This window comes from Ruegeria sp. AP12 (assembly GCF_056540025.1).
The window spans coordinates 66,459-89,133 of record NZ_JBQFVZ010000002.1 but is presented as its reverse complement, the minus strand read 5'-3'; the positions used below and the strand labels follow the sequence as shown (position 1 = coordinate 89,133).

Genomic DNA, 22,675 nt, shown 5'->3' with positions numbered 1-22,675 from the left:
GGGCGGCCCGAATGGCTGCCCGCAAGGAGAACAAAATGGCAGATCTGCTCAAGAAACCCTTCGGCACGCGCGGCAAGGTCCACGATATCACCCCGGCCAGCGCCGGGTGGCGGTATGTCGGGTTTGGTCTCTATCACTTGCGGGCCGGAGACAAGGCGTCTGAGGTCACCGGGGATCGTGAGGTCATTCTGGTCATGGTCGAGGGGAAGGCACAGATCACCGGGGCCGGGCAGGATTGGGGTGTTCTGGGCGACCGGATGAACGTGTTCGAGAAGACGCCACCGCATTGCCTGTACCTGCCGAACGGAACCGAATGGGAAGCCGTGGCAGAAACCGATTGTGTCATCGCCGTCTGTTCGGCACCGGGCAAAAGCGGTCATGCGGCGCGGCGTATTGGCCCTGATGGAATAACCTTGACCGAACGCGGCAAGGGCGTGAACACGCGCTATATCAACAACATAGCGATGGAGGCGGAGGACTTCGCCGACAGCCTGCTGGTGACCGAGGTCTTCACGCCAAATGGCCACTGGTCGTCCTATCCCAGTCACCGCCACGACGAGGACGATTATCCCCGGATCACCTATCTGGAAGAGACCTATTACCACCGCCTGAACCCGTCCAACGGCTTCGGCATCCAGCGGGTCTATACCGATGACGGCCAGTTAGATGAAACGATGGCGGTGTCTGATGGCGACGTCGTGACCGTCCCGCGCGGCCACCACCCCTGCGGCGCGCCCTATGGGTTCGAGATGTATTACCTGAACGTCATGGCCGGGCCGCTGCGAAAATGGCGGTTCGTCCCGGCCCCCGAGGTCGAATGGATCATGGAGCGTGACGCTTAGCGCCTGCTGGATACCGGGCCCCGCCATTCCGGGGCCTTTTTGCTTCTATCGCTGCGACGGCGCACCAAAAGCGCGGATCACCATGCGAGCAGCAGCCTCGACGGGGTCATGCGTTTCCTTCAGGATGGTCACGCGGTCGAACCTGTCGGGGTCTGCATTCACGGCCTCGCGCAGGGCCTGACCAAAGGCCATGCGCAGTTCGGTTCCGATGTTGAACTTGCAAATTGCGGACTCGCGGGCGAGGCGCGCGCGTTGTTCGACCGGCACACCTGAACCACCATGGATGACCAGCGGAACCTCGGTGATGGCGTCGATCTGGCGGATGCGATCTTCGTCCAGCCCGCCTTCCTTGTTTTGCTGTAGATGGACATTGCCGACCGAGATCGCCATCGCGTCCACGCCGCTGTCACGTGCGAACTGCGCAGCCTCGGTCGGGTCGGTTCCGTTCGAGCCTTCGCCGCCGGAATAGCCGACGAACCCGATCTCGCCCTCGCAGGAAATGCCTGCCGCGTGGGCCATCTCGGCAATTGCGGCGGTCTCGTCGATGTTCTGCTGCAGGGGCTTGCGCGATCCGTCGAACATCAGCGAGGTAAAGCCGCTGTCCAGTGCGATCTTGCATTCCTCAAACGTATAGCCGTGATCCAAGTGGGCCACTACCGGCACCGAAGCGTTCTCGGCCAGATGCCGGAACATCTTACCCAGAATGGGCAGCGGCGTATGCTCGCGGCAGCTGGGTCCGGCTTGCAGGATCACCGGGGCATTTTCGGCCTCGGCCGCGGCCACATAGGCGCGCATGTCTTCCCAGCCGAGGGTCACAAGCCCGCCCACGGCATAGCCTTGTTCGTAGGCCGGTTGCAGGACGTCTTTCAGAGTGACGAGGGTCATTTGAACTTCGCGATCATGTCTTTGATGCCTGGAATCGTTTCGATCTGATAGGCATGCGTGGGCTGAAAATACTGCACCAGAGACCGCTGGCTAAGACCGCCGAGGATGGTGAAATAATACATCTCGTACCCCGGCAGCACGCAGCAGGGGTGATAGCCCTTGTCGATGCAGATCGTTGAGCCATCGACGATGTGATAGGCATCGCCCGGTTCGTTATCCTCACGCTGCAGCATTTGCAGCCCCGAGCCCCAGTTGGGTTTGAAGCGGAAATTATAGGTCTCGTCGTGGCGCGATTCATCCGGCAGGCGGTTGGTGTCGTGCTTATGGCTGGGGAAACCTGACCAGCCGCCCTGACCAACCGTGAACAACTCGCTCACCAGCAGGCGACCGACCTTGTCGTGTTGCTTCTGGCCAAGGATGTGTTTGATTTTACGATGGGTTTTGGTGTCATCGCTGCCATATTGCACAAGGTCATGTTCGCGCACGTCGAAAGGATCCAGCACCTTGTCGAACTTCGCGCCCGCGACGAAAACCTCGGCCTCGTCCGATACGCAGACCAGTTGTGCCTTGGCCCCGACCGGAACGTAGACGCCCTCGGGCTCGCCATCCCACACGTCCTCGCCCCGGTTGCCCAGCTTGGGGAATGGCACCCCCTCGACTTCGACATCGGCGCTGCCGGTGGCCGGCACGATGCAGGTCTCATACCCCGGTACCTGATATTCGAACGCCTCGCCACGGCGCAGTTTGACGATGTTGAAATAGTTCAGCGGCACCGTCGGATCGTCGGCATCCACAATGGGTTTGTTCTGGTTGTCATAGGGCGCGATGTGCATGGGAAACTCCTATGTGGTCGGGCCGGGATGATCGGCAAGGAACGCATCCAGTTCCGGGGTTGTGGGCATGGCGGGGGCGCAGCCGGGATTGGAAACCACGATGGACGCACAGGCTGAACCGCGCAGGACCGCCTGTTCCAGCGACGCGCCAGCAGCGATCGAGGCCAAAAGACCGGCCATGAAACTGTCACCCGCGCCAACGGGTTTGATCGCATCGACCGGGAAGATGCCTGTTTGAATCTCTTGCCCGTCGGTCAGGGTCACGGCACCCTTTTCGCCCATCTTGTAGATGACAACCCGGCCCGGTTTCGAGGCCAGTTCCCGGGCCTTGTCGAACCCTTTTTCGATGCCACCGGCCATGAAACCGAATTCTTCATCATTGCCGACGATCAGGTCGCTGGCCTCTCCGGCGCGGGACAGGACATCGGCGGCCACCTCGGGTGAGGGCCAGCTATAGGGCCGGTAATCGACATCGAAGATCACCGGCAACCCGGCTTTGTGTGCATTGTCAAAAGCGCGGAACGTGGCGCTTCGGGAAGGTTCCGAGGCGAACACCGTTCCGGCGGACAGGACAGCCGAGAATTTGTCGTAGTTGACCCGGTCCACGTCCTCTTCGGTCACCTGAAAATCGACAGCCCCGTTGCGATAGATGACGTTCTGGAAATTCTCGGTCCGGCTTTCATACAACGCCAGAGAGGTGCGATATTCGCCCCCCAATACGCGAATATAGGACGTATCCACCCCGTAATGCCGCAGCCGGTTCAGGCAAAAACGCCCGATTGCGTCATCCGAGACCGAGGTGACCAGCGACGCCTGACTGCCCAGCTTGACCAGACCCGCGCAGATATTGGCCGACGACCCGCCAAGATCGGCGTGGAACGTTTCAGCATCCTCGCTTTTGACGTTGATGGGATCGGCAAACAGGTCCATGCCAGCACGCCCGAAAACTGCAAAACGGTTCCCTTTGATACCGTCCATCAAAGCGCTCACGTCATATTCCTCCGGCTTAGGGGCGTCGGCAAAGTTTGGACCTTGCGTTGAATCGATTCACACGATACTGATTTTGCAACCGGTTGCAAATGATATGTTCGGAGCCGTGACAGATGCCTGGAATCGGAATTGGAATCGTTGGTGGCGGCTATATGGGCAAGGCGCATTCCGTTGCCATGTCCGCCGTGGGTGCGGTGTTCAATACGGCGCTCAGACCTCGGCTTGAGGTGATCTGCGCGTCCATGCCTGCAAGCGCCAAGCGGTATCGGGAAGCCTATGGGTTTCAGCGCGCGACCCATGACTGGCGCGCTTTGGTCGAGGACCCAAAGGTCGAGGCCGTGGTGATCGCGTCACCGCAGGAAACCCATCGCCAGATCGCCGAGGCAGCTTTTACTTTGGGCAAGCCTGTTCTGTGCGAAAAACCGCTGGGCGCGTCGCTTGAGGACAGTCAGGCGATGGTCAACGCTGCCGAGGCTGCGGGCGCCGTCAATATGGTGGGCTTCAACTATATTCGCACGCCCGCCAGCCAGTACGCCCGTCAATTGATAGCCGAGGGCGAGATTGGCAACGTCACCTGGTTTCGCGGCGAGCATACCGAGGATTTCTATGCTGACCCGCAAGCCCCCGCCACATGGCGCACCACGGGCATGGCGAACGGCACGATTGGCGATCTGGCCCCGCATATGGTGAACGGCGCGATGGCCCTGATCGGGCCAATTGCGCAGGTCATGGCCGATGTGGAAACCGTGCACCGCACGCGCCCCGGCGGTGAGGTCACAAATGACGATCACGCGCAGATGATGTGCCGGTTTGAAAACGGCGTGATGGGCAACCTCTATTTCAGTCGCGTCGCGACGGGGCGGAAGATGGGCTATGCCTATGAGATTTCGGGAACAAAAGGCGCAATCCGCTTTGATCAGGAAGATCAGAATGCCCTGTGGCTTTATCGGCGCGAAGGGCCTGAGGCGCAGCGGGGATTCACCAAGATTCTGACCGGCCCGGCGCACCCGGATTACGAACCCTTCTGTCAGGGACCCGGCCACGGCACCGGCTATCAGGACCAGATCATCATCGAGGCCAAGGATTTCCTGCAGGCTATCCACACAGGCGAAGCGATCTGGCCCACCTTCCGCGACGGGCATCAGGTCAACCGGGTGCTGGCGGCGGCGCTGGCCTCATCGGATCAGCGGCAGTGGAAAAACATCAGCGATTTCTGATCGCTTAACGATACAATCGATAGAGAGACCAAGACCATGGCAAAGCTGAAATGGGGCATGATCGGCGGTGGCGAAGGCAGCCAGATCGGGCCCGCCCACCGGTTGGGCGCGCAGGCGGACGGGATGTTCGAATTCGCCGCAGGTGCGCTGGATCATCGGCCCGAGGTAGGCCGTGAATACGCGCAACGGTTGGGTATTGCTGCCGACCGCGCTTATGGCAATTGGCAAGAAATGCTGGCGGGGGAGAAAGACCGCGACGATCGCGTCGATCTGGTGACGATTGCCACGCCAAACTCGACCCATTTCGAGATCACCAAGGCGTTTCTGGAAGCCGGGTTCAACGTCCTGTGCGAAAAGCCGATGACCATGACAGTGGAAGAGGGTGAAGAGATCGTTCGCGTCGCAGAAACCTCGGGCAAGATCTGCGCGGTGAATTATTGCTATTCGGCCTATCCGATGGTTCGTCAGGCCCGCGCCATGGTACGGGCGGGTGATATTGGCAAGGTCCGTCTGGTTGTCACCAATTTCAGCCACGGGCACCACGGTGATGCCACGGATGCCGACAACCCGCGCGTGCGCTGGCGATACGATCCGGCGATGGCGGGTGTCTCGGGCCAATTCGCGGATTGTGGCATTCACGCGCTGCATATGGCCAGTTTCATCTGCGATGACGAGGTGAAGTCCTTGTCCGCCGATATGGCCTCGACCATCTCCAGCCGGGAACTGGAAGACGACGCGATGGTGAATTTCCGGATGGAAGGCGGCACGGTCGGGCGGCTCTGGACCTCGTCCGTGGCTATTGGGCGACAGCATGGGTTCGACATTCAGGTGTTTGGCGAAACCGGCGGCCTGCGCTGGGCCTCCGAACAGCCGAACCAGTTGATTTACACGCCTGCCGGTGGGCGCACCCAGATCATCGAAAAGGGCGAGGGCGGGCTGCACGATGAAGTGCAACGTCTTTCTCGGGTGGCGATCGCGCACCCCGAGGGCTTTCCGCTGGCCGTGGCCAATATCTACTGCGATCTGGCCGACGCGATCCGGGGCGAGACGCGCGACGGCTTGCCTGGCGCTGCGGATGGGGTGCGGTCTATCGCGGCAGTCCACGCCGCTGTCGCGTCCGGCAAAGAGCAGGGTGCGTGGAAAGACGCCCGCCCGCCGATGTTCCGCTGATCAAGGGCGGGGCCGCAACGTGCCCCGCTCGATCACCCGACAGGGGAAAATCCGGGCCTCAGGGTATCTCTGAGGCTCTTTCAGCATCTCCTCGACCAGATCAACGGATGAGGTGATGATCTGCTTGATTGGCTGGTGAATGGTCGTCAGATCGACGCTTTCCCATCGGGCCATCTCCATGTCGTTCAGACCGATGATGCCGATGTCCTGCCCCGGCTTCAGCCCGTGATCCTTCAACGCCGATAACGCGCCAATGGACAGGATGTCGTCGCCGCAGAAATACCCTTCGGCGGGTTTGCCTTGCAGCAGGCGCAGCATTTCCGCGCGCCCCGCCTCGAACGAATAGTTGTCGGCGAAGGAATGCGACACGTCCAGGTCGGGGTGCTGATCGGTTTCCTCGATGAATCCCCGATACCGATCCATGGCCGAGGTCGCATCTTTTGGCCCGCCGAGGTAGCCGACGCGTTTGTACCCGCGCGAAACAAGCTCGCGCGCCGCCATACGCCCGCATTCGACGTTATCGATGCCGACCACATGCACCTCGGGCGAGGTCGCCGACCGTCCGAACGTATGCACAACCGGCACGCCCGCATCGTGGAACGCCTTGGCAAAACTGGGGGGCAGGGTTGATGACGCGACAATGACCGCATCGACTGAATACTGACGCAGCATTCGCACGGAATTGGCAGGCTCGGTCTCGTCCGTCAGGTTTACGATCAGCGGGCGCAAGCCGCGCTCCTGCAGCGCGCGGGTGAACTGGTCGAACACCTCAAGAAAGATCGGGTTGTGGAAGTTGTTGGAGATCAGGCCGATCAGCTTGGTCCGCCCGGTCGTCAGCGATGAGGCCAGCGCATTTGGGCTGTAGCCTAACTCACGCGCCGCTTTTTGAACCTTACTGCGCGTCTTGGCCGAGACCGAGGCCCCTTCGGTAAAGGTTCGCGAAACGGCGGATCGGGACACCCCGGCAAGCGCCGCAACATCTTTCAAAGTCACGCTCACAGGGCGTACCGTTCATGCGGTTGGGGTGTGGGTGGGGTCGCGATAATCATTGGGTTTGATTATGCACTATTGCGAAGCGGCTGCAACCGGTTGCAACCTGCCTGAGGTGGTACGAGGCGGCTTGAAAACCGCCTCGACCGGGTATCATCAGCTCGCGCCTTGGGTTTCCAGCGCAGTCAGCAGCGTGCCCAGATTATGCTGGAACATCGCCAGATAGCTTGTGGCCGGGCCACCACGCTCGGACAGGGCGTCCGAAAACAGACGGCCACCGATCTCAATACCGGTTTCGTCCGAGATCTGCTGAACCAAGGCCGGGCTGGTGATGTTTTCAACAAACAAGGCTGCCGCACCTTCGGCTTTCAGTTGGTCGATCAGAACGGCCAGTTCCTTGGCGGACGGCTCGGCTTCGGTGTCGATGCCGACTGGCGCCAGGAAGGTCATGCCATAGGCGTCCGCCAGATAGCCGAACGCGTCATGGGCAGTGACGACAGTGCGGCGGTCTGCGGGCAGGTTCGCCAGTTTGGTTTTGGTTTCGGCGTCCAGTGCCTCCAGCTTGGCGATATACGCGTCGGCATTGGCGGCGATTTCATCTGCATGCTCGGGCATGGCGTCTTTCATCGCGTCCGCCACGTTGGTCACGTAGATCACGCCGTTCAACAGCGAGTTCCAGGCGTGGGGGTCAATTGCACCGTCGACCTCGACCGGCGTGATGCCGTCGGTTGCGACATGCACGGTGGCTTCGGTGCCCGATTCCGCGATCAGCGTGTCGGACCATGTCTCAAAGCCCAGACCGTTGACAAAGATGATGTCCGCCTGCGCCACGGCCTTGGCGTCCGCAACCGACGGCTGATACACATGCGCGTCCGCATCGGGGCCAACGATTGTGGTCACATCGGCCAGGTCGCCCACGACCTCTTCGACCATGTCGCCGAGGATCGAGAAGCTGGCGACGACCTTGACGTGGTCTTCACCTGCATAGGCTGGCAGGGCAACCAGAGCGAGGGATGCCGTGGCAATACCGGCATAGAGGGATTTCATAAGAGTCATTGAGCTCTCTCTTCTTGTGGAACTTGCGCGACGGGGATGTCTTTCGAAACGGACGGTTTGCGCAGCCGTCCGCCAAAACCAAGCGGCCCAAAGATGGCCGAAAACAGGAAGAACCCGCCCGCGACCAGCACGATGGCCGGGCCGGATGGCGTGTCGGGAAACAGGTAGGACAGGGTCAGACCGATCCAGCAGCTGGACAGGGCGAAAAGGAAACCCAAAACCAGCTGCGCCGTGATGGTACTTGCCCAATACCGCGCGGCGGTTGCGGGCAGGATCATCAGGCCAACAGCCATAAGTGTGCCCAGCGTCTTGAACGCGGCCAGCAGGTTCAGAACCAGCAGCAGCATAAAGCCCTGATCGACCAGCCAGGGGCGGCGCGTCTGGGTTTCGAAAAACACCGGGTCGCAGGTGCTGACAATCAAGGGGCGCAGCAGGACAGCAAAGGCCACCAGCGTCACCGTCGCGACCCCACCCACCAGCATCATCGACGCATCGTCAATTCCGAGGATCGAACCGAACAGGAAGCTTTTCAGCGGAACGGCGGACCCGGCTGCGGATAGAATGAATATCCCTACGGCCAAGGCGATCAGGTACAGCGAGGCAAGGCTGGCATCGCTGCGCAGGATCGTCCGGCGCGCCAGCAGGGCCGTAAGGATGGCCACCCCGACCCCAGCAATCAGCCCGCCGACCAACAGCGACATGACCGATAGACCCGCCGTCACGAACCCGATGACGATGCCGGGCGTAATCGCGTGGGCCATGGCTTCACCCGCCAGTGACAGGCGGCGCAGGACCAGGAATGCCCCCACCGGCGCGACCGAGGCCGACAGAACGGTGGTCGCCACAAAGGCGCGGCGCATGAAGGCAAAGCTCCACATTTCGGTAAGCAGATCAAACATGGGCATGCTCCGATGCTGAAGGGTTTCCACGGAACATCCACGAGGCCTGACTCTCGGACAGATACCCCTGCGCGACCAGCCGGTCGGGCGTCAGGACGTCATTCACCGGACCATGGGTCGCTTCTTGCCCGCCCAACAGCAGGGCATGGCTGCAATGGTCCAGAACCGATGACAGGTCATGCACGACCAGCACAACGGCGCGGCCCTCATCGCGCCAGCGGCGGATGATCGTCAGCAGATGCGCCTCCGTGCTTTGGTCAACGGCGGCAAAGGGTTCGTCCAGCAGGATCAAAGGGGCGTCCTGCATGATGACACGCGCGAACAGGGCGCGCTGAAGCTGGCCACCCGACAGCATGTGAAGCGGACGGTCGGCGATGTCCAGAACCCCGGCCTCGTCCAGTGCTGCGGTCATCCGGTCGCGCGCGGCGCGGTCCAGACCGGATCGGAAGCCAAACCCACGCCAGGCCCCCATCGCGGCCAGATCGCGCACGCGGATGGGAAAGCGGCGGTCAAACTCGGTCATTTGCGCCAGATAGCCGATGGCGCCGGGGCGGCCATTGGGCCAGTTCATGCTGCCCGAAAGCGGATCCAGCAGACCCAGCAGCATCTTCACAAACGTGCTTTTGCCCGACCCATTGGCCCCCAGAACGGCCAGAGTTGTGCCGGCTTCAATATCCATGGACAGGCGACGGAACAGCGTCAGATCAGGGTATCCAAGCGTCAGATCGCGGAGTTGCAAGACAGCCGTCATCACAGCACCACGTAAATCGCAAGACACAACACAGCCGACACGGCCGAAGCGCCAGCAATCAGCGCCACAACGCTGAATTCGGTTAGGCAGCGCCCTCGTGCACCCGAGTCGTCATGGGTAATGTGCCGCGTCATCGGGTTACCCCAATGGCGTGCGCGCAAACAGGGGTGTTGCAGGTCACCGGGGCGACGGTCACCCGATGCGGGTTGCAGGGTGGAAATTCATTTGTTTGCAATGACAAAAGCATCGCCTCCTTCGCGAGGTCGAGGGCAAAGCGAGTGCAAGGTTTTGGACGGCACAGGCCGTTTGAAACATTGTCATCTCCCTCTGGGACACCCCGCCCAGGTTCATTCAAATTCGGATGGCAGGTCTCCTGACTTGCGGGTCAACGCTGTCCCGATCCTTCCCAGGCAAATGCCCAGTGGACGATCTCGGGTCGCTCGCCGCCTACAGTTGCGGGGGCAGTCACGGAATTGGCCATGGGGCCGCACCGTATTCCCTTTTGTCCCGTCCGCAGAAAGCGGTCGGGAACCATCGCGGGCGACAGAACATGAAACACCTTGATTCGACAAGAGCACGTTCTAGAACGTTGTTGTTATCGGACGGGTCGGTTTCGAGGGGCAAAAGAGCTTCGTGGCATAAAAAGCGTGGTTTTTGGGGTGGCGGGTCCGAACGGAGGTCCGCAGGCGAAAAGGCCTGCCAGGCGCAAGTGATAACCGCCCATTGCCTTGATTTCATGTATATGGAGAAGTGGTGGGCGACCCTGGAATCGAACCAGGCGTGCGTCTCCGCGAGGGAGTTACAGTCCCCTGCCACACCTTGCGGCCTGTCGCCCACTGTCAGGCGTTGCACCTGACGTGGAGGCGTGATTACTAGCGCACCAAAGGAGCGTCAACAGGAAAATTCCGCTTTGACGCAGGAAACCGAATTCCCGGCCCGGAGGCCCCCAAAATGAAAAAACCCAAGTGGGTCGTCGAAAAGGAACAGGCGCGAAAAGCCGCCGCTGCAGAGACCGTTTGGTTGTTCGGCCTGCACGCCGTGCGGGACGCTTTGATGAACCCCAAACGCCAAAAACTGCGCCTGATCGTGACCCGAAATGCCCGCGACAAGCTGGCCGAAGCCATTGAGTTTGCAGGGATCGAAGCCGAGATGGTCGATCCGCGCAAGTTCACGGCACCTATCGATGCAGGCTCGGTCCATCAGGGCGCGGCGCTTGAGGTCAAGCCGCTGGATTGGGGCGGTCTGGCTGAAAACTGCATCGGGCGCGAACACCCGCGCGTGATCCTGCTGGACCGGGTGACCGACCCGCATAACGTGGGGGCGATTCTGCGCTCGGCCGAGGTTCTGGGCGCAAGCGCCGTGATCGGAACGCGGCACCATTCGGCCCCTGAAACCGGGGCGCTGGCGAAAACGGCCAGCGGCGCGTTGGAACGTCAGCCCTATCTTCGGGTGCGTAATCTGGCCTACACGATCACCGAATTGCAGGAAATGGGCTTTCTGGTGCTTGGGCTGGACGGTGAGGCGCAAGAGACGATCGAAACCGCCCTGGGCGATCAGCGCGACCGGCCCGTGGCCCTGGTGCTGGGCGCCGAAGGGCCGGGATTGCGGCAAAAGACCAAGGAAACGGTTGATCAGCTGGTGAAAATTGACGCATCCGGCGGGTTCGGGTCCCTGAACGTCTCAAATGCGGCGGCAATCGCCTTATATGCCTCACGTCACCATTGAACAGGAGAGCGTCATTTCCGGACCATCCAAAATCGCCACCTGCTGTTACTGCGGGACCCGGGCTGCGCTGATTCTGACCGGTAAGAACCGGCACGAGTTGAGCTGTTCCAATTGCGGCGCGCCGTTGCATGACCTGAAGAAGCTGCCAAAGCGCAAAGTGGCAAAGCCCAGGCAGGAACGCACCGCAATCAGCCATGTTGCCCCGCCCAAGGCACGCAAGAAAAAAAAGAAGAAAAGCGTGTTGTATCGGGTGCTGGACGAAGCCTGGGACGTGATCGAGGATATTTTCGACTAAACTGCAACCCAGGCAGCACAGGCGTTCACAACCGCGTCAACAGGGGTTCCCGAAGCGTCAAAAAATTGCACTTTGATACTCTCGATTCTCAGTTGTGGGTTCCGTGATGCTTTGTCGTCGCTCCATCTTTGGTGCAATATTTGCTTTGGCCTTGGCGCCTGCCGTTCAGGCGCAGGATAAACCTGTCTATTTCGCGACCGAAGGGGCCGCGATGGCGGGGTACGATCCCGTGTCTTATTTTGACAGCGACGTTCCGATTCAGGGTCAGCCGACGATTGCCGTGATGTGGAAAGGGGCCGAATGGCATTTCGCGTCGCAGGAAAACCGCGAGCGTTTTGAAAGCAATCCGCGCGCCTATGCGCCGCAATTCGGTGGGTATTGTTCCTACGCGATGGCCAAGGGTGTGCTGAAAAGCACCGACCCGATGGCGTGGCAGGTGGTAGATGGCCGACTGTACCTGACGCATTCGCCGGAAATCGAGCAGATCTGGCAGCAGGACAGGTCGGAATACATCCAGATGGCCGAACAGAACTGGCCGGTGGTTTTGTACGAGGAATAGGTCGGTTTCCGCTTTTTGTGAAAAGTCATCACAAAAAAGAAGGCCCCCTCTTTTTTTCATCCGGATCATGCTTAAATGTCACAGTGACCGCGGAACGGAACTGCCGCGGGTCATTTCACTGTCCCTCGTTCCAACAACTGGCGCCCAAGGCTTCTTGGGCGCTTTTTTCTTTTTGCGGTCTGTGCTTAGGATGCCGCTATGCCTGACTATTCCGATGATCATCTGAAAGGTATCCTGCAGTGCACCAAACGTGTTGCTGTTGTCGGCGTTTCGATGAATCCTGTGCGGCCCAGCTATTACGTGGCGCGCTACCTGTCGCTGAAGGGGTATACCGTGATCCCTGTCAATCCGGGCCACGCGGGCAAGGACCTGTTTGGTCAGACAGTGCGCGGCAGCTTGGCCGAGATTTCCGAGCCCGTCGATATGGTGGATATCTTCCGACGGTCCGAAGCCGTTCCGCCGATTGTGGATGAGGCGTTGGAGGTCTTCCCCGATCTGCAGACCGTCTGGATGCAGATCGGCGTCGAACACGCCGAGGCCGCTGCCAAAGCGCAGGCGCGCGGCGTTGAGGTGGTGATGAACCGTTGCCCGAAGATCGAATATCAGCGCCTGTTTGGCGAGTTGCGCATGGGTGGATTCAGCACCGGCATCATCTCATCCAAGCTTTAGCTTATTCAGCCGGGTAGGGCCTCAGCCGGGCCACCTGCGTCTGGCGACGCTTTTCCAGAACCACATTGCGTGGCACCCAATCGTATCTTGTGTCCTCGGACAGGGGGGACCAGTACAGCACGCCGCCATAGCGCCACGGGTCCAGCACGATGCCTTGGTCCATAGGGTCTCCGGCGCGGCTGATGATGGCGGTGCTGTGGTCGATTCGGAACGGATTGTCCGCATTGGCGATGGCGCGATGCAGGGTCAGTGTCTGGAACTGTTCCTGCTTCAGACGTCGTTCGACATCCTCGGCCCAATGCCAGCACAACCCGCGCGGGCGCAGCCCCCTGTTGACCTTTGCATTGTGGATCAGGGGCGGGTCTGTGATCTGGTATTCCTGCACCAGTTGCGCGGTATAGGCATAGGCGATCCGGGCGGCGCGGTCGGCCTCTTCGGGATCGATGCCGGGGCCCAATTCGCGAATTTCGGTGGCCAGACGCTGGACTTCGTCGCCGGTCGACGGCGGCGGGGAGGCACAGGCCCCCAGTATCACGAGGGCCAGAACAAAGGCCAAAGCTCTGATCATTCTCATGCCCTCAGGGTTAAAGACCGCACAGTCCGATCATAGGGCCGGGGCGGTCGTTCTGAAACCCCGCAGCTTACCCCTTGGGGCGCGCGGCCTTTTCGGCAATACCGCTGAGGCCCTGACGCCGTGCCAGTTCGGCCAGCACATCGTCTAGTGCCACGTCCCGCGCCGCCAGCATGACCAGCAGGTGATACAGCACATCCGCCGCCTCGGAGGTCAGCCCCGCCTTGTCATTCTTGACGGCTTCGATGATGGCTTCAACGGCCTCTTCCCCGAATTTCTCCGCGCATTTCTCGGGGCCTTTGGCGAGCAGCTTGGCGGTCCAGCTGGAGTCCGGATCGGCGGTTTTGCGGGCCTCAATGGTGGTGGCCAGATCGTTCAGAATGCTCATGTCAGCCTCATCGGAATGCCCGCAGCGGCCATGTGTTCCTTGGCCTCGCGAATGGTATATTCGCCGAAATGGAAGATGGATGCCGCCAGAACGGCACTTGCGCCGCCTTCGGTCACGCCCTCGACCAGATGGTCCAAATTGCCGACGCCCCCGCTTGCGATCACCGGAACATCCACCGCGTCCGAGATCGCGCGAGTCAAAGGCAGGTTGAACCCCGCCTTGGTGCCGTCACGATCCATCGAGGTCAGCAGAATCTCACCCGCACCCTTGGCCACAACGGTCTTAGCAAATTCCACCGCGTCTATGCCGGTGGGTTTGCGGCCGCCATGGGTGAAAATCTCCCACTTGCCGGGACTGACGGTCTTGGCGTCGATCGCGCAGACGATGCACTGGCTGCCAAACTGATCCGCAGCCTCGGCGATTACGTCCGGGTTCGCTACAGCAGCCGAGTTGAAGCTGACCTTATCCGCCCCCGCCAGCAACAGGGCCCGCACGTCGTCCTTGGTGCGCACGCCGCCGCCCACGGTCAGGGGCACGAAACACTGCTCTGCTGTGCGCTGCACCACGTCGAACATGGTGCCCCGGTTCTCATGCGTGGCGTGGATGTCCAGAAAACAGATCTCATCAGCACCCGCGGCGTCATAGGCCTTGGCCGATTCCACCGGGTCGCCCGCATCGCGCAGGCCCACAAAATTCACACCTTTGACCACGCGGCCATCGGCAACATCCAGACAAGGAATGATACGGGTTTTCAGCATGGGTCGTCCTTTGTTGAGCGCACCTCTACCGGCAAAGCCCCGCCGATGCCAGACTTGTGATTGCCACCCCTCTCAAAGCTGTGAAAACTGTTCCCAAATTCAGCAGGAGATCAATGAGATGCGAAACCTCTTTTTGACGACCACGTTCATTTTTGCAGGAGCAGTCGCCGCAATGGCAGACGATATCATCAAGGTGGAAACCGACAAATCCGTGGCCGAGGCGCTGGACGCGCTTGAGGCTGCAGTGGGCAATGCAGGCGCAACGGTCTTTGCCCGGATCGACCACGCGGCAGGGGCCGAGAAGGTTGGCACACCCATCCCGCCCAATCAGGTTCTGATCTTTGGCAACCCCGCACTGGGCACGCCAGCGATGCAAATTGATCCGCGCGCAGGTCTGTTCCTGCCGCTGAAAGTGCAGGCCTATGAAGACGAAAACGGGCAGGTCTGGCTGGCCTATGAAGACCCGAAAGAGACCATGGACGAGCTTGATGATGTCGAAAACTCGCCCGTGATCGAAAAGATGCGCGGTGCGTTGAACAAACTGACCTCGGCTGCCGCGCAGTAGAGGTTAATTCAGGGCGCGAATGGCCTCGGCCAGGTCAATCGCGCCATCATAAAGCGCGCGACCCGAAATCGCGCCGTTCAACTCAACGCCGCAATCGCGCAGGGCGATCAGGTCGTCCAGTGAACTGACACCGCCCGAGGCAATTACCGGGATCGACACAGCCTGCGCCAGAGCCGCCGTCGCCTCGATATTCGGACCCTGCATCGCGCCGTCGCGGTTGATGTCGGTGTAGATGATCGCGGCAACGCCTGCGTCCTCGAAACTGCGCGCAAGGTCGGTGACCTGCACGTCGGTTTCCTCAGCCCAGCCTTTGGTCGCTACCATACCGTTGCGCGCATCGATGCCCACGGCGACCTTGCCCGGGAATGCTTTGGCCGCATTGCGCACCAGATCAGGGTTTTCAACCGCGACAGTGCCCAGGATGACGCGCGCCAGCCCTTTGTCGATCCAGGTCTCGATGGTTGCCATGTCGCGGATACCACCGCCCAGCTGCGCGGGCACGTCGCAGGCTTTCAGAATCGCCTCGACCGGGGCGGCATTGACCGGCTCGCCCGCAAATGCCCCGTTCAGGTCGACCAGATGCAGCCATTCGCACCCGGCCTCGACAAAAGCGCGGGCTTGGGCTGCCGGGTCCTCGTTGAACACGGTGGCTTTGTCCATTTCTCCGCGCAGCAGGCGAACGGCGTTGCCGTCTTTCAGGTCGATGGCGGGGTAGAGGATCATGTCGGGCGGCCCTATCTAAGTGTTACACGCGCGGCATATCGCACAGGCGGGGCAGGGGATGCAACGCGACGCTGGGTCATTCTTGCCCACACGCACGCCTCGGGTCAGACTGCCCGCAAATCAGGGAGGTTGATTATGAAGAAACTCACTCTTGCCGCCGGTTTTGTAGCACTGGCCACCGGTGCTTTTGCCGATCCGGTCGATGGCATCTGGAAAACCCAAGCAGGTGATGAAGGCGGTTACCTGCACGTATCCATTTCGGAATGCGGCAGCGCCGTCTGCGGAACCATTGACAGTGCATTTGATGGCAGCGGCAATCAAAACTTGGAATACGAGAATCTGGGCAAGCAAATCATTTGGGACATGGTCCCTGAAGGTGACGGGAGCTATGACAATGGCAAGATCTGGGCCCCAGACCGCGACAAGACCTATAACTCGAAGATGACTCTGGACAGCCAGAATCAACTGACCGTCAAAGGCTGCGTTGCTGGTGGTCTGGTCTGTCGCGGGCAGACCTGGACGCGCGTTCAGTAATTGCTCAGGGGGCCCAGGTCAGGAAATTCCCGATCATGCGCAGGCCCACATCCTGACTTTTCTCAGGATGGAACTGCATCCCAACCATTGTGTCGCGGCCAATCACGGCCGTGACCTCTTGCCCATAGCCCACATAGGCCAGCCGCTGCGCCGGATTGCTGACCCGGAAGTGGTAGGAGTGAACGAAATAGGCATGATCGCCTGAACGCACCCCATCGAACACCGGGTGGTCGCTTTCCAGAACCAGATCGTTCCAGCCCATATGCGGCACTTTCAATGCGCGATCTGACGGCTCGATTCGAACAACATCGCCGCCAACCCAGCCCAGCCCGTCGGTTTCTGTGTATTCGTGCCCCTTCGAGGCCATCAATTGCATTCCCACGCAGATGCCCAGAAACGGGCGGCCCTTTTGTTCGACCGCCTCGACCATAGCGTCATAGATGCCCTTGTGCCCGCGTAGCTCGGCGGCGCAGGCCGGGAAGGCCCCGTCGCCTGGCAGCACCAGCCGATCCGCGCGCGCCACGACATCCGCGTCCGAGGTGACGACAACCTCACCCGCGTCCACCTCACGCGCCATGCGCTGAAACGCCTTCTCGGCCGAGTGCAGATTGCCCGACTCATAATCAATGATCGCAGTCAGCATGATACGGACCTGTTCTTCTTCTTGTTCCAAATACGGCGGGGTGAATTGGCCGCAGGCCAAGAGGGGCAGCGCCCCTTACGACCGCCTACAAAGCGCCTTTGGTGGATGGAATCGCATCCGCCTTGCGCGGGTCGGTCTCAACCGCCAGCCGCAATGCGCGCGCGACAGCCTTGAACGCCGCCTCGGCGATGTGGTGGCTGTTGAAACCGTGCAGCTGATCTATATGCAGCGTGATACCGCCATGAGTGGCCAGCGCCTGAAAGAACTCGCGCACCAGTTCGGTGTCGAAATTGCCGATCTTGGGCGTTGGCAGATCGACATTCCAGATCAGGAACGGACGCCCCGACAGGTCCAGCGCACAGCGTACCTGCGCGTCATCCATCGGCAAATGACACTCACCATAGCGACGGATGCCCTTCTTGTCGCCCAACGCCTGCGTCAAAGCCTGTCCCAGCGCGATGCCGGTATCCTCGACCGTGTGGTGATCGTCGATGTGATAATCACCCTGGGCCCGGATGGTCATGTCGATCAGCGAATGGCGCGCCAGCTGGTCCAGCATGTGGTCGAAGAAGCCAACGCCGGTCTGATTGTCATACTGGCCGGTGCCGTCCAGATTGACCTGAACCGAAATCTCGGTCTCAGCGGTCTTGCGGCTGATCGATGCGGTGCGCATGGGCGAATTCCTTTTGCTTCGAGGGAGCTTATAGACGGGGTGGGGCGGGTTGATCCAGACCATGTGTGGCATTCGCCGCAAACTGTTGCAGGGGATTGCACCCGGCCCGGCCCCGTGCCAGCCTGCCGGCAAGTCAATTGAAGGACCGACGCCATGTCCACTTGCGTTTTCATCCAGATTCGCTGCAAACCCGGCACCACCTACAGTGTGGCCGAGGAAATCGCGCTGCGCGAAATCCATTCCGAACTCTATTCGACAAGCGGCGAATATGACCTGCTGCTGAAGCTCTATATCCCGGAAACCGAGGACGTGGGCCATTTCATCAATGAAAACCTGCTGGTCATCCCAAACATCGAACGGTCACTGACCACGATGACATTCAAGGCTTTCTGAAGGTTTTGGTATCTGGAGCGGGCGAGGCGATTCGAACGCCCGACCCTAACCTTGGCAAGGTTATGCTCTACCCCTGAGCTACGCCCGCATCAGATACATATGTGTAGGTCCGAAGACCTCTCAATGGAGCGGGCGAGGCGATTCGAACGCCCGACCCTAACCTTGGCAAGGTTATGCTCTACCCCTGAGCTACGCCCGCGCCGTTGAGTGAGGAGGGATGTATAAATTCCCACGCGGGGCTGCAAGTGGAAAATGCGGCGCAATCGAAATTTTCTTTTGCGCCGCCGGGGTCCATCAGATGGCCAGAACGAAGCTGGTGATGGCCGTACCCAAAAGGGCGATATAGGTCAGGATCATCCCGTACATCCGCAGCGGCTGAATCTGAGGCGTGCGGCCGAAACCATAGGCGTGCATCAGGCGTCCGACCAGAAGGGCGGCGCCAAATGCGTGGATCAGCCAGCCTTCGGCCCCCTGAATTTCGATCATCGCCAGCAACAGCAGGGTAAAGGGGGCGTATTCCAGGCAGTTCTCCTGCGTGCGCATCGCCTTGAGCACTTCTTCCTTCCCGCCATCCCCGAACGAGACCTGGCCCGAGCGGCGATACCGGACGACGAGAAGGCTGAGTACAACATACAGAATGGCGATGGGGGCCGCATAAAGCGGGGTGATCGATAGCATTGGTCCTGTTTCTCCTCGGGCCGTTTTGCAACCGCCGGGTCGTCCGGGCGGCTTTACAGCCACGCGGACTAAACAGATCGGTTCAGTTCGGCCAGTCACAGTTTTGTGTAGATGCGGCATGTCGGTCGAATGCGTGCGGAAACTGCCACGATAGTCCTGTTGGACCCGAGGTGACCTGACGATTGGCGGCAGTTGTGGGGGCAGTTGAGCCCTGAGGTAATGGGGTAAGGCCGGAAAACCGACCCGTGACGGTTGTACCTTGCAAAAACAAAGGCGCGCCGGTGGCGCGCCTTTTTTCGTCGATTGCTTGAATGTCAGTTACTCAAGTTCAACCAGCAGGTCCTTGGCGTCAATCTGACCGCCGGGCTGAACATGGACCGCTTTGACAACTGCGTCGCGTTCGGCGTGGATGCCGGTTTCCATCTTCATCGCCTCGATGGTCAGCAGCATGTCGCCTTCCTTGACCTCTTGCCCGGCTGTCACAGCTACGGTTGCCACGACACCCGGCATCGGCGCGCCGACATGGTTGGGATTGCCGGCTTCGGCCTTCGGACGGGCCTGCGTGGTCGATGTCACCATGCGGTTCGGTACCCGGATCACGCGGGGCTGGCCGTTGAGTTCAAAGAACACTTTGACCTCGCCCTTTTCATCAGTGTCGCCAATGGCCTGACAGCGGATTTCCAGCGTCTTGCCGGGGTCGATTTCCGCAGTGATCTCTTCGCCCGGTTCCATGCCATAGAAGAAGGTGCGCGTGGGCAGGGTGCGGACCGGGCCGTAAACCCGGTGGCGGCCCATGTAGTCCAGAAAGACCTTGGGATACATCAGGTATCCATTCAGGTCTTCGTCATCGACCTCCATGCCCTCAAGCTGTTTGGACAGATCGGAACGGGTGGCTTCCAGATCGACCGCTTCGACCCCCTTGCCTGGGCGTTCGGTGTTGGGCGTTTCGTCCTTCAGCACCTTCTTGATGATCGACTCGGGGAACCCGCCCGGAGGCTGGCCCAGATTGCCGCGCATCATGTCCACCACCGAGTCGGGGAAGGCCACATCCGTCGACGGGTCTTCGACCTGTTCCCGGGTCATGTTCTGGCTGACCATCATCAGCGCCATGTCGCCCACCACCTTGGACGAAGGCGTCACCTTCACGATATCGCCGAACATCTGGTTCACATCGGCGTAGGTCTGAGCGACCTCGTGCCAGCGCTCTTCAAGGCCGAGGCTGCGGGCCTGCGCCTTGAGGTTGGTGAACTGACCGCCCGGCATCTCGTGCAGGTAAACCTCAGAGGCCGGGGCCTGCAGACTGGATTCGAACGCCGCGTACTGGCCGCGGACTGCTTCGAAATAGTCGCTGATCTCACGGATGGCCTTGATGTCCAGCCCGGTGTCCCGCTCGGTATGACGCAGGGCTTCAACCACGGTGCCTAGCGTTGCCTGCGAGGTGTTGCCGCTGAAGCTGTCCATCGCGCAATCCACCGCATCCACGCCCGCCTCGGAGGCCGCCAGAATGGTTGCGCTGGCGATACCGGCGGTGTCGTGCGTGTGGAAGTGGATCGGCAAGCCGACCTCTTCCTTCAGCGCGCGGATCAGGATCTTGGCCGAGGCCGGTTTCAGCAGGCCCGCCATATCCTTGAGGCCCAGCACATGCGCCCCAGCATCGCGAAGCTCTTTCGCCATACCGACATAGTATTTCAGGTCATACTTGGCGCGGTCCGGGTCCAGAATGTCGCCGGTATAGCAAACTGTGCCTTCACAGATCTTGCCGCTCTCAACAACCGCATCCATCGCAACGCGCATATTCTCGACCCAGTTCAGCGAGTCGAACACGCGGAAGACGTCGATGTTCTTCGATGCCTGACGCACAAATTCCTGCACGACGTTGTCGGGGTAGTTGGTATAGCCAACCCCGTTTGCGCCGCGCAGCAGCATCTGAGTCATCAGGTTCGGCATCGCCTCGCGCAGATCGCGCAAGCGCTGCCACGGGCATTCCTGCAGGAAGCGGTAGGCCACATCGAAAGTCGCACCGCCCCAGCATTCCACCGAGAACAATTGCGGCAGGTTGGCCGCATAGGTCGGGGCAACCTTGATCATGTCGATCGAGCGCATCCGGGTCGCCAGCAGCGACTGGTGCCCGTCCCGCATGGTGGTGTCGGTGATCAGCAACTGCCGCTGCGCCTTCATCCAGTCGGCAACCGCCTGCGGGCCTTTCTGTTCCAGCAGGTTGCGGGTGCCCATCTGCGGTTCGGCCTTAGCGGCCGGGGCCTTGGCCTCTTTCAGATCAGTGCGCGGTTCCGGGCGGTCTTTGGTTTCGGGATGCCCGTTCACGGTGATATCCGCGATGTAGGTCAGAACCTTGGTGCCCCGGTCGCGGCGGCGCTTGAACTGGAACAGGTCCGGCGTCGTGTCGATGAACTTGGTGGTGTATTCATTCGACAGGAATGTCGGGTGCTTTAGCAGGTTGATGACAAAGTCGATATTGGTGCTTACGCCGCGAATACGGAACTCGCGCAGGGCGCGGTCCATTCGGGCAATCGCAGCCTCCGGCGTCGGCGCTTTCGCGGTGACCTTGGTCAGAAGCGAGTCGTAATAGCGTGTAATCACCCCGCCCGCATAAGCCGTGCCGCCATCCAGACGGATGCCCATACCAGTGGCCGAGCGATAGGCGGTGATGCGGCCATAATCGGGAATGAAGTTGTTCTGCGGGTCCTCGGTGGTGATCCGGGTTTGCAGCGCGTGGCCATTCAGGCGCACATCGGCCTGGCTGGCAGCACCGGTGGCTTCGGCCAGCGTTTTCCCCTCGGCGATCAGAATCTGGGCCTGCACGATGTCGATGCCGGTGACTTCCTCGGTGACGGTGTGTTCCACCTGCACGCGGGGGTTCACCTCGATGAAGTAGAACTTGCCGGTTTCCATATCCATCAGAAACTCGACAGTACCTGCGCATTCATAGTTCACATGGGCGCAGATCTTGCGGCCGAGTTCGCAGATTTCTGCGCGTTGTTCTTCGGACAGATACGGGGCAGGGGCACGTTCGACGACTTTCTGATTCCGACGCTGGACCGAGCAGTCGCGCTCATAGAGGTGATAGATTTCACCATGCTTGTCGCCAAGGATCTGCACCTCAACGTGGCGGGCGCGGGTGATCATCTTTTCCAGATAGCCCTCGCCATTGCCGAATGCGGCCTCGGCCTCACGCCGACCTTCCAGCACCTTTTCTTCCAGCTCATCCTCGGACTCGATCGGACGCATCCCGCGCCCGCCGCCGCCCCAGCTGGCCTTGAGCATCAGCGGATAGCCGATCTCTTTGGCCTCAGCCCGGATCGCATCCATGTCATCGCCTAGAACCTCGGTCGCGGGGATGACCGGAACACCTGCCTCAATCGCCACGCGCCGCGCGCTGGCCTTGTCGCCCAGGGCGCGCATCGTCTCGGCCTTGGGGCCGATAAAGGTGATGCCGTTCTGAACACAGGCATCCACAAAGCTTGGGTTCTCGGACAGCAGTCCATAGCCGGGATGGATCGCATCCGCGCCGCATTCCTTGGCCACCCGGATGATCTCGTCAATCGACAGATAGGCCGCGACCGGTCCCATGCCTTCGCCAATGCGATATGCCTCATCCGCTTTGAAACGGTGCAGGCCCAGCTTGTCTTCTTCGGCAAAGACGGCGACGGTGCGTTTGCCCATCTCATTGGCTGCGCGCATGACGCGGATAGCGATTTCGCCGCGGTTGGCGATCAGGATCTTGTTGAAGTCGGTCATTTTAGGTCCCGGTCATTTAGGTGTGGCCGTTTAATAGGCGGACAATACGCGCACGTATATCAGTCGTTCTGGGTAGAACCGGCATGTTATCGCTCGCAAACGCCGCCTTATG

26 protein-coding genes, 3 tRNA genes and 1 riboswitch are annotated in these 22,675 nt (G+C 60.5%); of the genes, 10 read left to right on the top strand and 19 right to left on the bottom strand.

All coding sequences use genetic code 11. The features are described from left to right. The first annotated feature begins 35 nt into the window (after window positions 1-35). Window positions 36-842 carry a 5-deoxy-glucuronate isomerase gene (iolB, locus tag ACR0E6_RS08365; protein ID WP_480582350.1) on the top strand — a complete coding sequence of 269 codons (807 nt, stop codon included), beginning with the start codon at window positions 36-38 and terminating at the stop codon, window positions 840-842. A 45-nt stretch (window positions 843-887) separates the two neighbouring features. On the opposite strand, the gene ACR0E6_RS08360 is transcribed toward iolB, so the two are convergent. The 3 genes from ACR0E6_RS08360 to iolC are packed head-to-tail and all read right to left on the bottom strand — an operon-like array spanning window position 888 to window position 3,538. Then, window positions 888-1,727, bottom strand: coding sequence for a class II fructose-bisphosphate aldolase (locus ACR0E6_RS08360; protein ID WP_480582348.1), 840 nt, complete (start codon window positions 1,725-1,727; stop codon window positions 888-890). Further along, the gene (locus tag ACR0E6_RS08355; protein ID WP_480582346.1) at window positions 1,724-2,560 is read right to left on the bottom strand and encodes a 5-deoxy-glucuronate isomerase; all 837 of its coding nucleotides are present in this window, start codon (window positions 2,558-2,560) and stop codon (window positions 1,724-1,726) included. Before ACR0E6_RS08355 ends, ACR0E6_RS08360 begins: the two co-directional genes overlap by 4 nt. Window positions 2,561-2,569: 9 nt before the next feature. After that, complete coding sequence (iolC, locus tag ACR0E6_RS08350) at window positions 2,570-3,538, bottom strand: 5-dehydro-2-deoxygluconokinase (protein ID WP_480583129.1); 969 nt, start codon at window positions 3,536-3,538, stop codon at window positions 2,570-2,572. Window positions 3,539-3,663: 125 nt separating this feature from the next. Here iolC and ACR0E6_RS08345 point away from each other — a divergent pair, with 125 nt between their 5' ends. After that, window positions 3,664-4,767 carry a Gfo/Idh/MocA family protein gene (locus ACR0E6_RS08345; protein WP_480582344.1) on the top strand — a complete coding sequence of 368 codons (1,104 nt, stop codon included), beginning with the start codon at window positions 3,664-3,666 and terminating at the stop codon, window positions 4,765-4,767. Between the two features lie 36 nt (window positions 4,768-4,803). Next, the gene (locus ACR0E6_RS08340; protein WP_480582341.1) at window positions 4,804-5,937 is read left to right on the top strand and encodes a Gfo/Idh/MocA family protein; all 1,134 of its coding nucleotides are present in this window, start codon (window positions 4,804-4,806) and stop codon (window positions 5,935-5,937) included. On the opposite strand, the gene ACR0E6_RS08335 is transcribed toward ACR0E6_RS08340, so the two are convergent. The 6 genes from ACR0E6_RS08335 to ACR0E6_RS08310 all read right to left on the bottom strand — a co-directional run bounded on the left by ACR0E6_RS08335 (window position 5,938) and on the right by ACR0E6_RS08310 (window position 10,468). After that, window positions 5,938-6,936 carry a LacI family DNA-binding transcriptional regulator gene (locus tag ACR0E6_RS08335; RefSeq protein WP_480582339.1) on the bottom strand — a complete coding sequence of 333 codons (999 nt, stop codon included), beginning with the start codon at window positions 6,934-6,936 and terminating at the stop codon, window positions 5,938-5,940. 147 nt (window positions 6,937-7,083) lie between these two features. Continuing rightward, window positions 7,084-7,983 carry a metal ABC transporter solute-binding protein, Zn/Mn family gene (locus ACR0E6_RS08330; protein ID WP_170523220.1) on the bottom strand — a complete coding sequence of 300 codons (900 nt, stop codon included), beginning with the start codon at window positions 7,981-7,983 and terminating at the stop codon, window positions 7,084-7,086. Continuing rightward, window positions 7,980-8,882, bottom strand: coding sequence for a metal ABC transporter permease (locus tag ACR0E6_RS08325; RefSeq protein WP_480582337.1), 903 nt, complete (start codon window positions 8,880-8,882; stop codon window positions 7,980-7,982). The genes ACR0E6_RS08330 and ACR0E6_RS08325 overlap by 4 nt, the downstream gene beginning before the upstream one ends. After that, window positions 8,875-9,633 (bottom strand): metal ABC transporter ATP-binding protein, encoded by a 759-nt coding sequence (locus tag ACR0E6_RS08320; protein ID WP_480582334.1) that lies wholly within the window; start codon window positions 9,631-9,633, stop codon window positions 8,875-8,877. Before ACR0E6_RS08320 ends, ACR0E6_RS08325 begins: the two co-directional genes overlap by 8 nt. Next, complete coding sequence (locus ACR0E6_RS08315; protein WP_480582332.1) at window positions 9,633-9,767, bottom strand: hypothetical protein; 135 nt, start codon at window positions 9,765-9,767, stop codon at window positions 9,633-9,635. The genes ACR0E6_RS08320 and ACR0E6_RS08315 overlap by 1 nt, the downstream gene beginning before the upstream one ends. 212 nt (window positions 9,768-9,979) lie before the next feature. Continuing rightward, window positions 9,980-10,184: riboswitch (cobalamin riboswitch) on the bottom strand. 200 nt (window positions 10,185-10,384) lie between these two features. After that, window positions 10,385-10,468, bottom strand: a tRNA-Tyr gene (locus ACR0E6_RS08310). Between the two features lie 116 nt (window positions 10,469-10,584). Here ACR0E6_RS08310 and rlmB point away from each other — a divergent pair. The 4 genes from rlmB (at window position 10,585) to ACR0E6_RS08290 (ending at window position 12,881) form a co-directional block, all read left to right on the top strand. Beyond that, window positions 10,585-11,358, top strand: coding sequence for a 23S rRNA (guanosine(2251)-2'-O)-methyltransferase RlmB (rlmB, locus tag ACR0E6_RS08305; protein WP_480582330.1), 774 nt, complete (start codon window positions 10,585-10,587; stop codon window positions 11,356-11,358). Continuing rightward, window positions 11,339-11,653, top strand: a complete 315-nt coding sequence (locus ACR0E6_RS08300) for a hypothetical protein (protein ID WP_480582328.1) — start codon at window positions 11,339-11,341, stop codon at window positions 11,651-11,653. Before rlmB ends, ACR0E6_RS08300 begins: the two co-directional genes overlap by 20 nt. A 106-nt stretch (window positions 11,654-11,759) precedes the next feature. Continuing rightward, a complete protein-coding gene (locus tag ACR0E6_RS08295) occupies window positions 11,760-12,212 on the top strand; it encodes a YHS domain-containing (seleno)protein (RefSeq protein WP_480582326.1) in 453 nt (150 codons plus the stop codon). A 198-nt stretch (window positions 12,213-12,410) separates the two neighbouring features. Beyond that, window positions 12,411-12,881 (top strand): CoA-binding protein, encoded by a 471-nt coding sequence (locus ACR0E6_RS08290; RefSeq protein ID WP_480582324.1) that lies wholly within the window; start codon window positions 12,411-12,413, stop codon window positions 12,879-12,881. 1 nt (window position 12,882) lies between these two features. On the opposite strand, the gene ACR0E6_RS08285 is transcribed toward ACR0E6_RS08290, so the two are convergent. From ACR0E6_RS08285 to hisF, 3 genes are all read right to left on the bottom strand, one after another. Then, window positions 12,883-13,449 carry a hypothetical protein gene (locus tag ACR0E6_RS08285; protein WP_480582322.1) on the bottom strand — a complete coding sequence of 189 codons (567 nt, stop codon included), beginning with the start codon at window positions 13,447-13,449 and terminating at the stop codon, window positions 12,883-12,885. A 73-nt stretch (window positions 13,450-13,522) separates the two neighbouring features. Beyond that, window positions 13,523-13,840, bottom strand: a complete 318-nt coding sequence (locus ACR0E6_RS08280) for a phosphoribosyl-ATP diphosphatase (protein WP_480582320.1) — start codon at window positions 13,838-13,840, stop codon at window positions 13,523-13,525. Continuing rightward, the gene (gene hisF, locus ACR0E6_RS08275; RefSeq protein ID WP_170383233.1) at window positions 13,837-14,598 is read right to left on the bottom strand and encodes an imidazole glycerol phosphate synthase subunit HisF; all 762 of its coding nucleotides are present in this window, start codon (window positions 14,596-14,598) and stop codon (window positions 13,837-13,839) included. The genes ACR0E6_RS08280 and hisF overlap by 4 nt, the downstream gene beginning before the upstream one ends. Before the next feature lie 172 nt (window positions 14,599-14,770). Here hisF and ACR0E6_RS08270 point away from each other — a divergent pair, with 172 nt between their 5' ends. Further along, the gene (locus ACR0E6_RS08270; protein WP_170622352.1) at window positions 14,771-15,163 is read left to right on the top strand and encodes a DUF302 domain-containing protein; all 393 of its coding nucleotides are present in this window, start codon (window positions 14,771-14,773) and stop codon (window positions 15,161-15,163) included. 3 nt (window positions 15,164-15,166) lie between these two features. Here ACR0E6_RS08270 and hisA read toward each other — a convergent pair whose 3' ends face one another. Next, entirely contained in the window at window positions 15,167-15,886 is a 720-nt protein-coding gene (gene hisA / locus ACR0E6_RS08265) for a 1-(5-phosphoribosyl)-5-[(5-phosphoribosylamino)methylideneamino]imidazole-4-carboxamide isomerase (RefSeq protein ID WP_170523316.1), read from the bottom strand. A gap of 135 nt (window positions 15,887-16,021) precedes the next feature. Between hisA and ACR0E6_RS08260 the strand changes: the two genes are divergently transcribed. Further along, window positions 16,022-16,420, top strand: a complete 399-nt coding sequence (locus ACR0E6_RS08260) for a DUF2147 domain-containing protein (RefSeq protein ID WP_170452135.1) — start codon at window positions 16,022-16,024, stop codon at window positions 16,418-16,420. 4 nt (window positions 16,421-16,424) lie between these two features. Here ACR0E6_RS08260 and hisH read toward each other — a convergent pair whose 3' ends face one another. After that, window positions 16,425-17,063 carry an imidazole glycerol phosphate synthase subunit HisH gene (gene hisH, locus ACR0E6_RS08255; protein ID WP_480582316.1) on the bottom strand — a complete coding sequence of 213 codons (639 nt, stop codon included), beginning with the start codon at window positions 17,061-17,063 and terminating at the stop codon, window positions 16,425-16,427. A gap of 85 nt (window positions 17,064-17,148) precedes the next feature. Then, entirely contained in the window at window positions 17,149-17,736 is a 588-nt protein-coding gene (hisB, locus tag ACR0E6_RS08250; RefSeq protein ID WP_480582314.1) for an imidazoleglycerol-phosphate dehydratase HisB, read from the bottom strand. A 153-nt stretch (window positions 17,737-17,889) separates the two neighbouring features. Between hisB and ACR0E6_RS08245 the strand changes: the two genes are divergently transcribed. After that, window positions 17,890-18,129 (top strand): Lrp/AsnC ligand binding domain-containing protein, encoded by a 240-nt coding sequence (locus tag ACR0E6_RS08245; RefSeq protein ID WP_170452129.1) that lies wholly within the window; start codon window positions 17,890-17,892, stop codon window positions 18,127-18,129. 13 nt (window positions 18,130-18,142) lie between these two features. Here ACR0E6_RS08245 and ACR0E6_RS08240 read toward each other — a convergent pair. From ACR0E6_RS08240 to ACR0E6_RS08225, 4 genes are all read right to left on the bottom strand, one after another. Continuing rightward, window positions 18,143-18,217, bottom strand: a tRNA-Gly gene (locus ACR0E6_RS08240). 36 nt (window positions 18,218-18,253) lie between these two features. Continuing rightward, window positions 18,254-18,328 (bottom strand) — tRNA-Gly (locus ACR0E6_RS08235). 95 nt (window positions 18,329-18,423) lie between these two features. Beyond that, window positions 18,424-18,807 carry an MAPEG family protein gene (locus ACR0E6_RS08230; RefSeq protein ID WP_480582311.1) on the bottom strand — a complete coding sequence of 128 codons (384 nt, stop codon included), beginning with the start codon at window positions 18,805-18,807 and terminating at the stop codon, window positions 18,424-18,426. Between the two features lie 318 nt (window positions 18,808-19,125). After that, the gene (locus ACR0E6_RS08225; protein ID WP_480582309.1) at window positions 19,126-22,563 is read right to left on the bottom strand and encodes a pyruvate carboxylase; all 3,438 of its coding nucleotides are present in this window, start codon (window positions 22,561-22,563) and stop codon (window positions 19,126-19,128) included. Window positions 22,564-22,675 lie beyond the last annotated feature (112 nt).

What these genes read in the sequence shown, in the direction of transcription:
- iolB (WP_480582350.1), top strand. Translation starts at nt 36, where the DNA reads ATGGCAGATCTGCTCAAGAAACCCTTCGGCACGCGCGGCAAGGTCCAC.
- ACR0E6_RS08360 (WP_480582348.1), bottom strand. Translation starts at nt 1,727, where the DNA reads ATGACCCTCGTCACTCTGAAAGACGTCCTGCAACCGGCCTACGAACAA.
- ACR0E6_RS08355 (WP_480582346.1), bottom strand. Translation starts at nt 2,560, where the DNA reads ATGCACATCGCGCCCTATGACAACCAGAACAAACCCATTGTGGATGCC.
- iolC (WP_480583129.1), bottom strand. Translation starts at nt 3,538, where the DNA reads ATGGACGGTATCAAAGGGAACCGTTTTGCAGTTTTCGGGCGTGCTGGC.
- ACR0E6_RS08345 (WP_480582344.1), top strand. Translation starts at nt 3,664, where the DNA reads ATGCCTGGAATCGGAATTGGAATCGTTGGTGGCGGCTATATGGGCAAG.
- ACR0E6_RS08340 (WP_480582341.1), top strand. Translation starts at nt 4,804, where the DNA reads ATGGCAAAGCTGAAATGGGGCATGATCGGCGGTGGCGAAGGCAGCCAG.
- ACR0E6_RS08330 (WP_170523220.1), bottom strand. Translation starts at nt 7,983, where the DNA reads ATGACTCTTATGAAATCCCTCTATGCCGGTATTGCCACGGCATCCCTC.
- ACR0E6_RS08325 (WP_480582337.1), bottom strand. Translation starts at nt 8,882, where the DNA reads ATGTTTGATCTGCTTACCGAAATGTGGAGCTTTGCCTTCATGCGCCGC.
- ACR0E6_RS08320 (WP_480582334.1), bottom strand. Translation starts at nt 9,633, where the DNA reads ATGACGGCTGTCTTGCAACTCCGCGATCTGACGCTTGGATACCCTGAT.
- ACR0E6_RS08315 (WP_480582332.1), bottom strand. Translation starts at nt 9,767, where the DNA reads ATGACGCGGCACATTACCCATGACGACTCGGGTGCACGAGGGCGCTGC.
- rlmB (WP_480582330.1), top strand. Translation starts at nt 10,585, where the DNA reads ATGAAAAAACCCAAGTGGGTCGTCGAAAAGGAACAGGCGCGAAAAGCC.
- ACR0E6_RS08300 (WP_480582328.1), top strand. Translation starts at nt 11,339, where the DNA reads ATGCCTCACGTCACCATTGAACAGGAGAGCGTCATTTCCGGACCATCC.
- ACR0E6_RS08295 (WP_480582326.1), top strand. Translation starts at nt 11,760, where the DNA reads ATGCTTTGTCGTCGCTCCATCTTTGGTGCAATATTTGCTTTGGCCTTG.
- ACR0E6_RS08290 (WP_480582324.1), top strand. Translation starts at nt 12,411, where the DNA reads ATGCCTGACTATTCCGATGATCATCTGAAAGGTATCCTGCAGTGCACC.
- ACR0E6_RS08285 (WP_480582322.1), bottom strand. Translation starts at nt 13,449, where the DNA reads ATGATCAGAGCTTTGGCCTTTGTTCTGGCCCTCGTGATACTGGGGGCC.
- ACR0E6_RS08280 (WP_480582320.1), bottom strand. Translation starts at nt 13,840, where the DNA reads ATGAGCATTCTGAACGATCTGGCCACCACCATTGAGGCCCGCAAAACC.
- hisF (WP_170383233.1), bottom strand. Translation starts at nt 14,598, where the DNA reads ATGCTGAAAACCCGTATCATTCCTTGTCTGGATGTTGCCGATGGCCGC.
- ACR0E6_RS08270 (WP_170622352.1), top strand. Translation starts at nt 14,771, where the DNA reads ATGGCAGACGATATCATCAAGGTGGAAACCGACAAATCCGTGGCCGAG.
- hisA (WP_170523316.1), bottom strand. Translation starts at nt 15,886, where the DNA reads ATGATCCTCTACCCCGCCATCGACCTGAAAGACGGCAACGCCGTTCGC.
- ACR0E6_RS08260 (WP_170452135.1), top strand. Translation starts at nt 16,022, where the DNA reads ATGAAGAAACTCACTCTTGCCGCCGGTTTTGTAGCACTGGCCACCGGT.
- hisH (WP_480582316.1), bottom strand. Translation starts at nt 17,063, where the DNA reads ATGCTGACTGCGATCATTGATTATGAGTCGGGCAATCTGCACTCGGCC.
- hisB (WP_480582314.1), bottom strand. Translation starts at nt 17,736, where the DNA reads ATGCGCACCGCATCGATCAGCCGCAAGACCGCTGAGACCGAGATTTCG.
- ACR0E6_RS08245 (WP_170452129.1), top strand. Translation starts at nt 17,890, where the DNA reads ATGTCCACTTGCGTTTTCATCCAGATTCGCTGCAAACCCGGCACCACC.
- ACR0E6_RS08230 (WP_480582311.1), bottom strand. Translation starts at nt 18,807, where the DNA reads ATGCTATCGATCACCCCGCTTTATGCGGCCCCCATCGCCATTCTGTAT.
- ACR0E6_RS08225 (WP_480582309.1), bottom strand. Translation starts at nt 22,563, where the DNA reads ATGACCGACTTCAACAAGATCCTGATCGCCAACCGCGGCGAAATCGCT.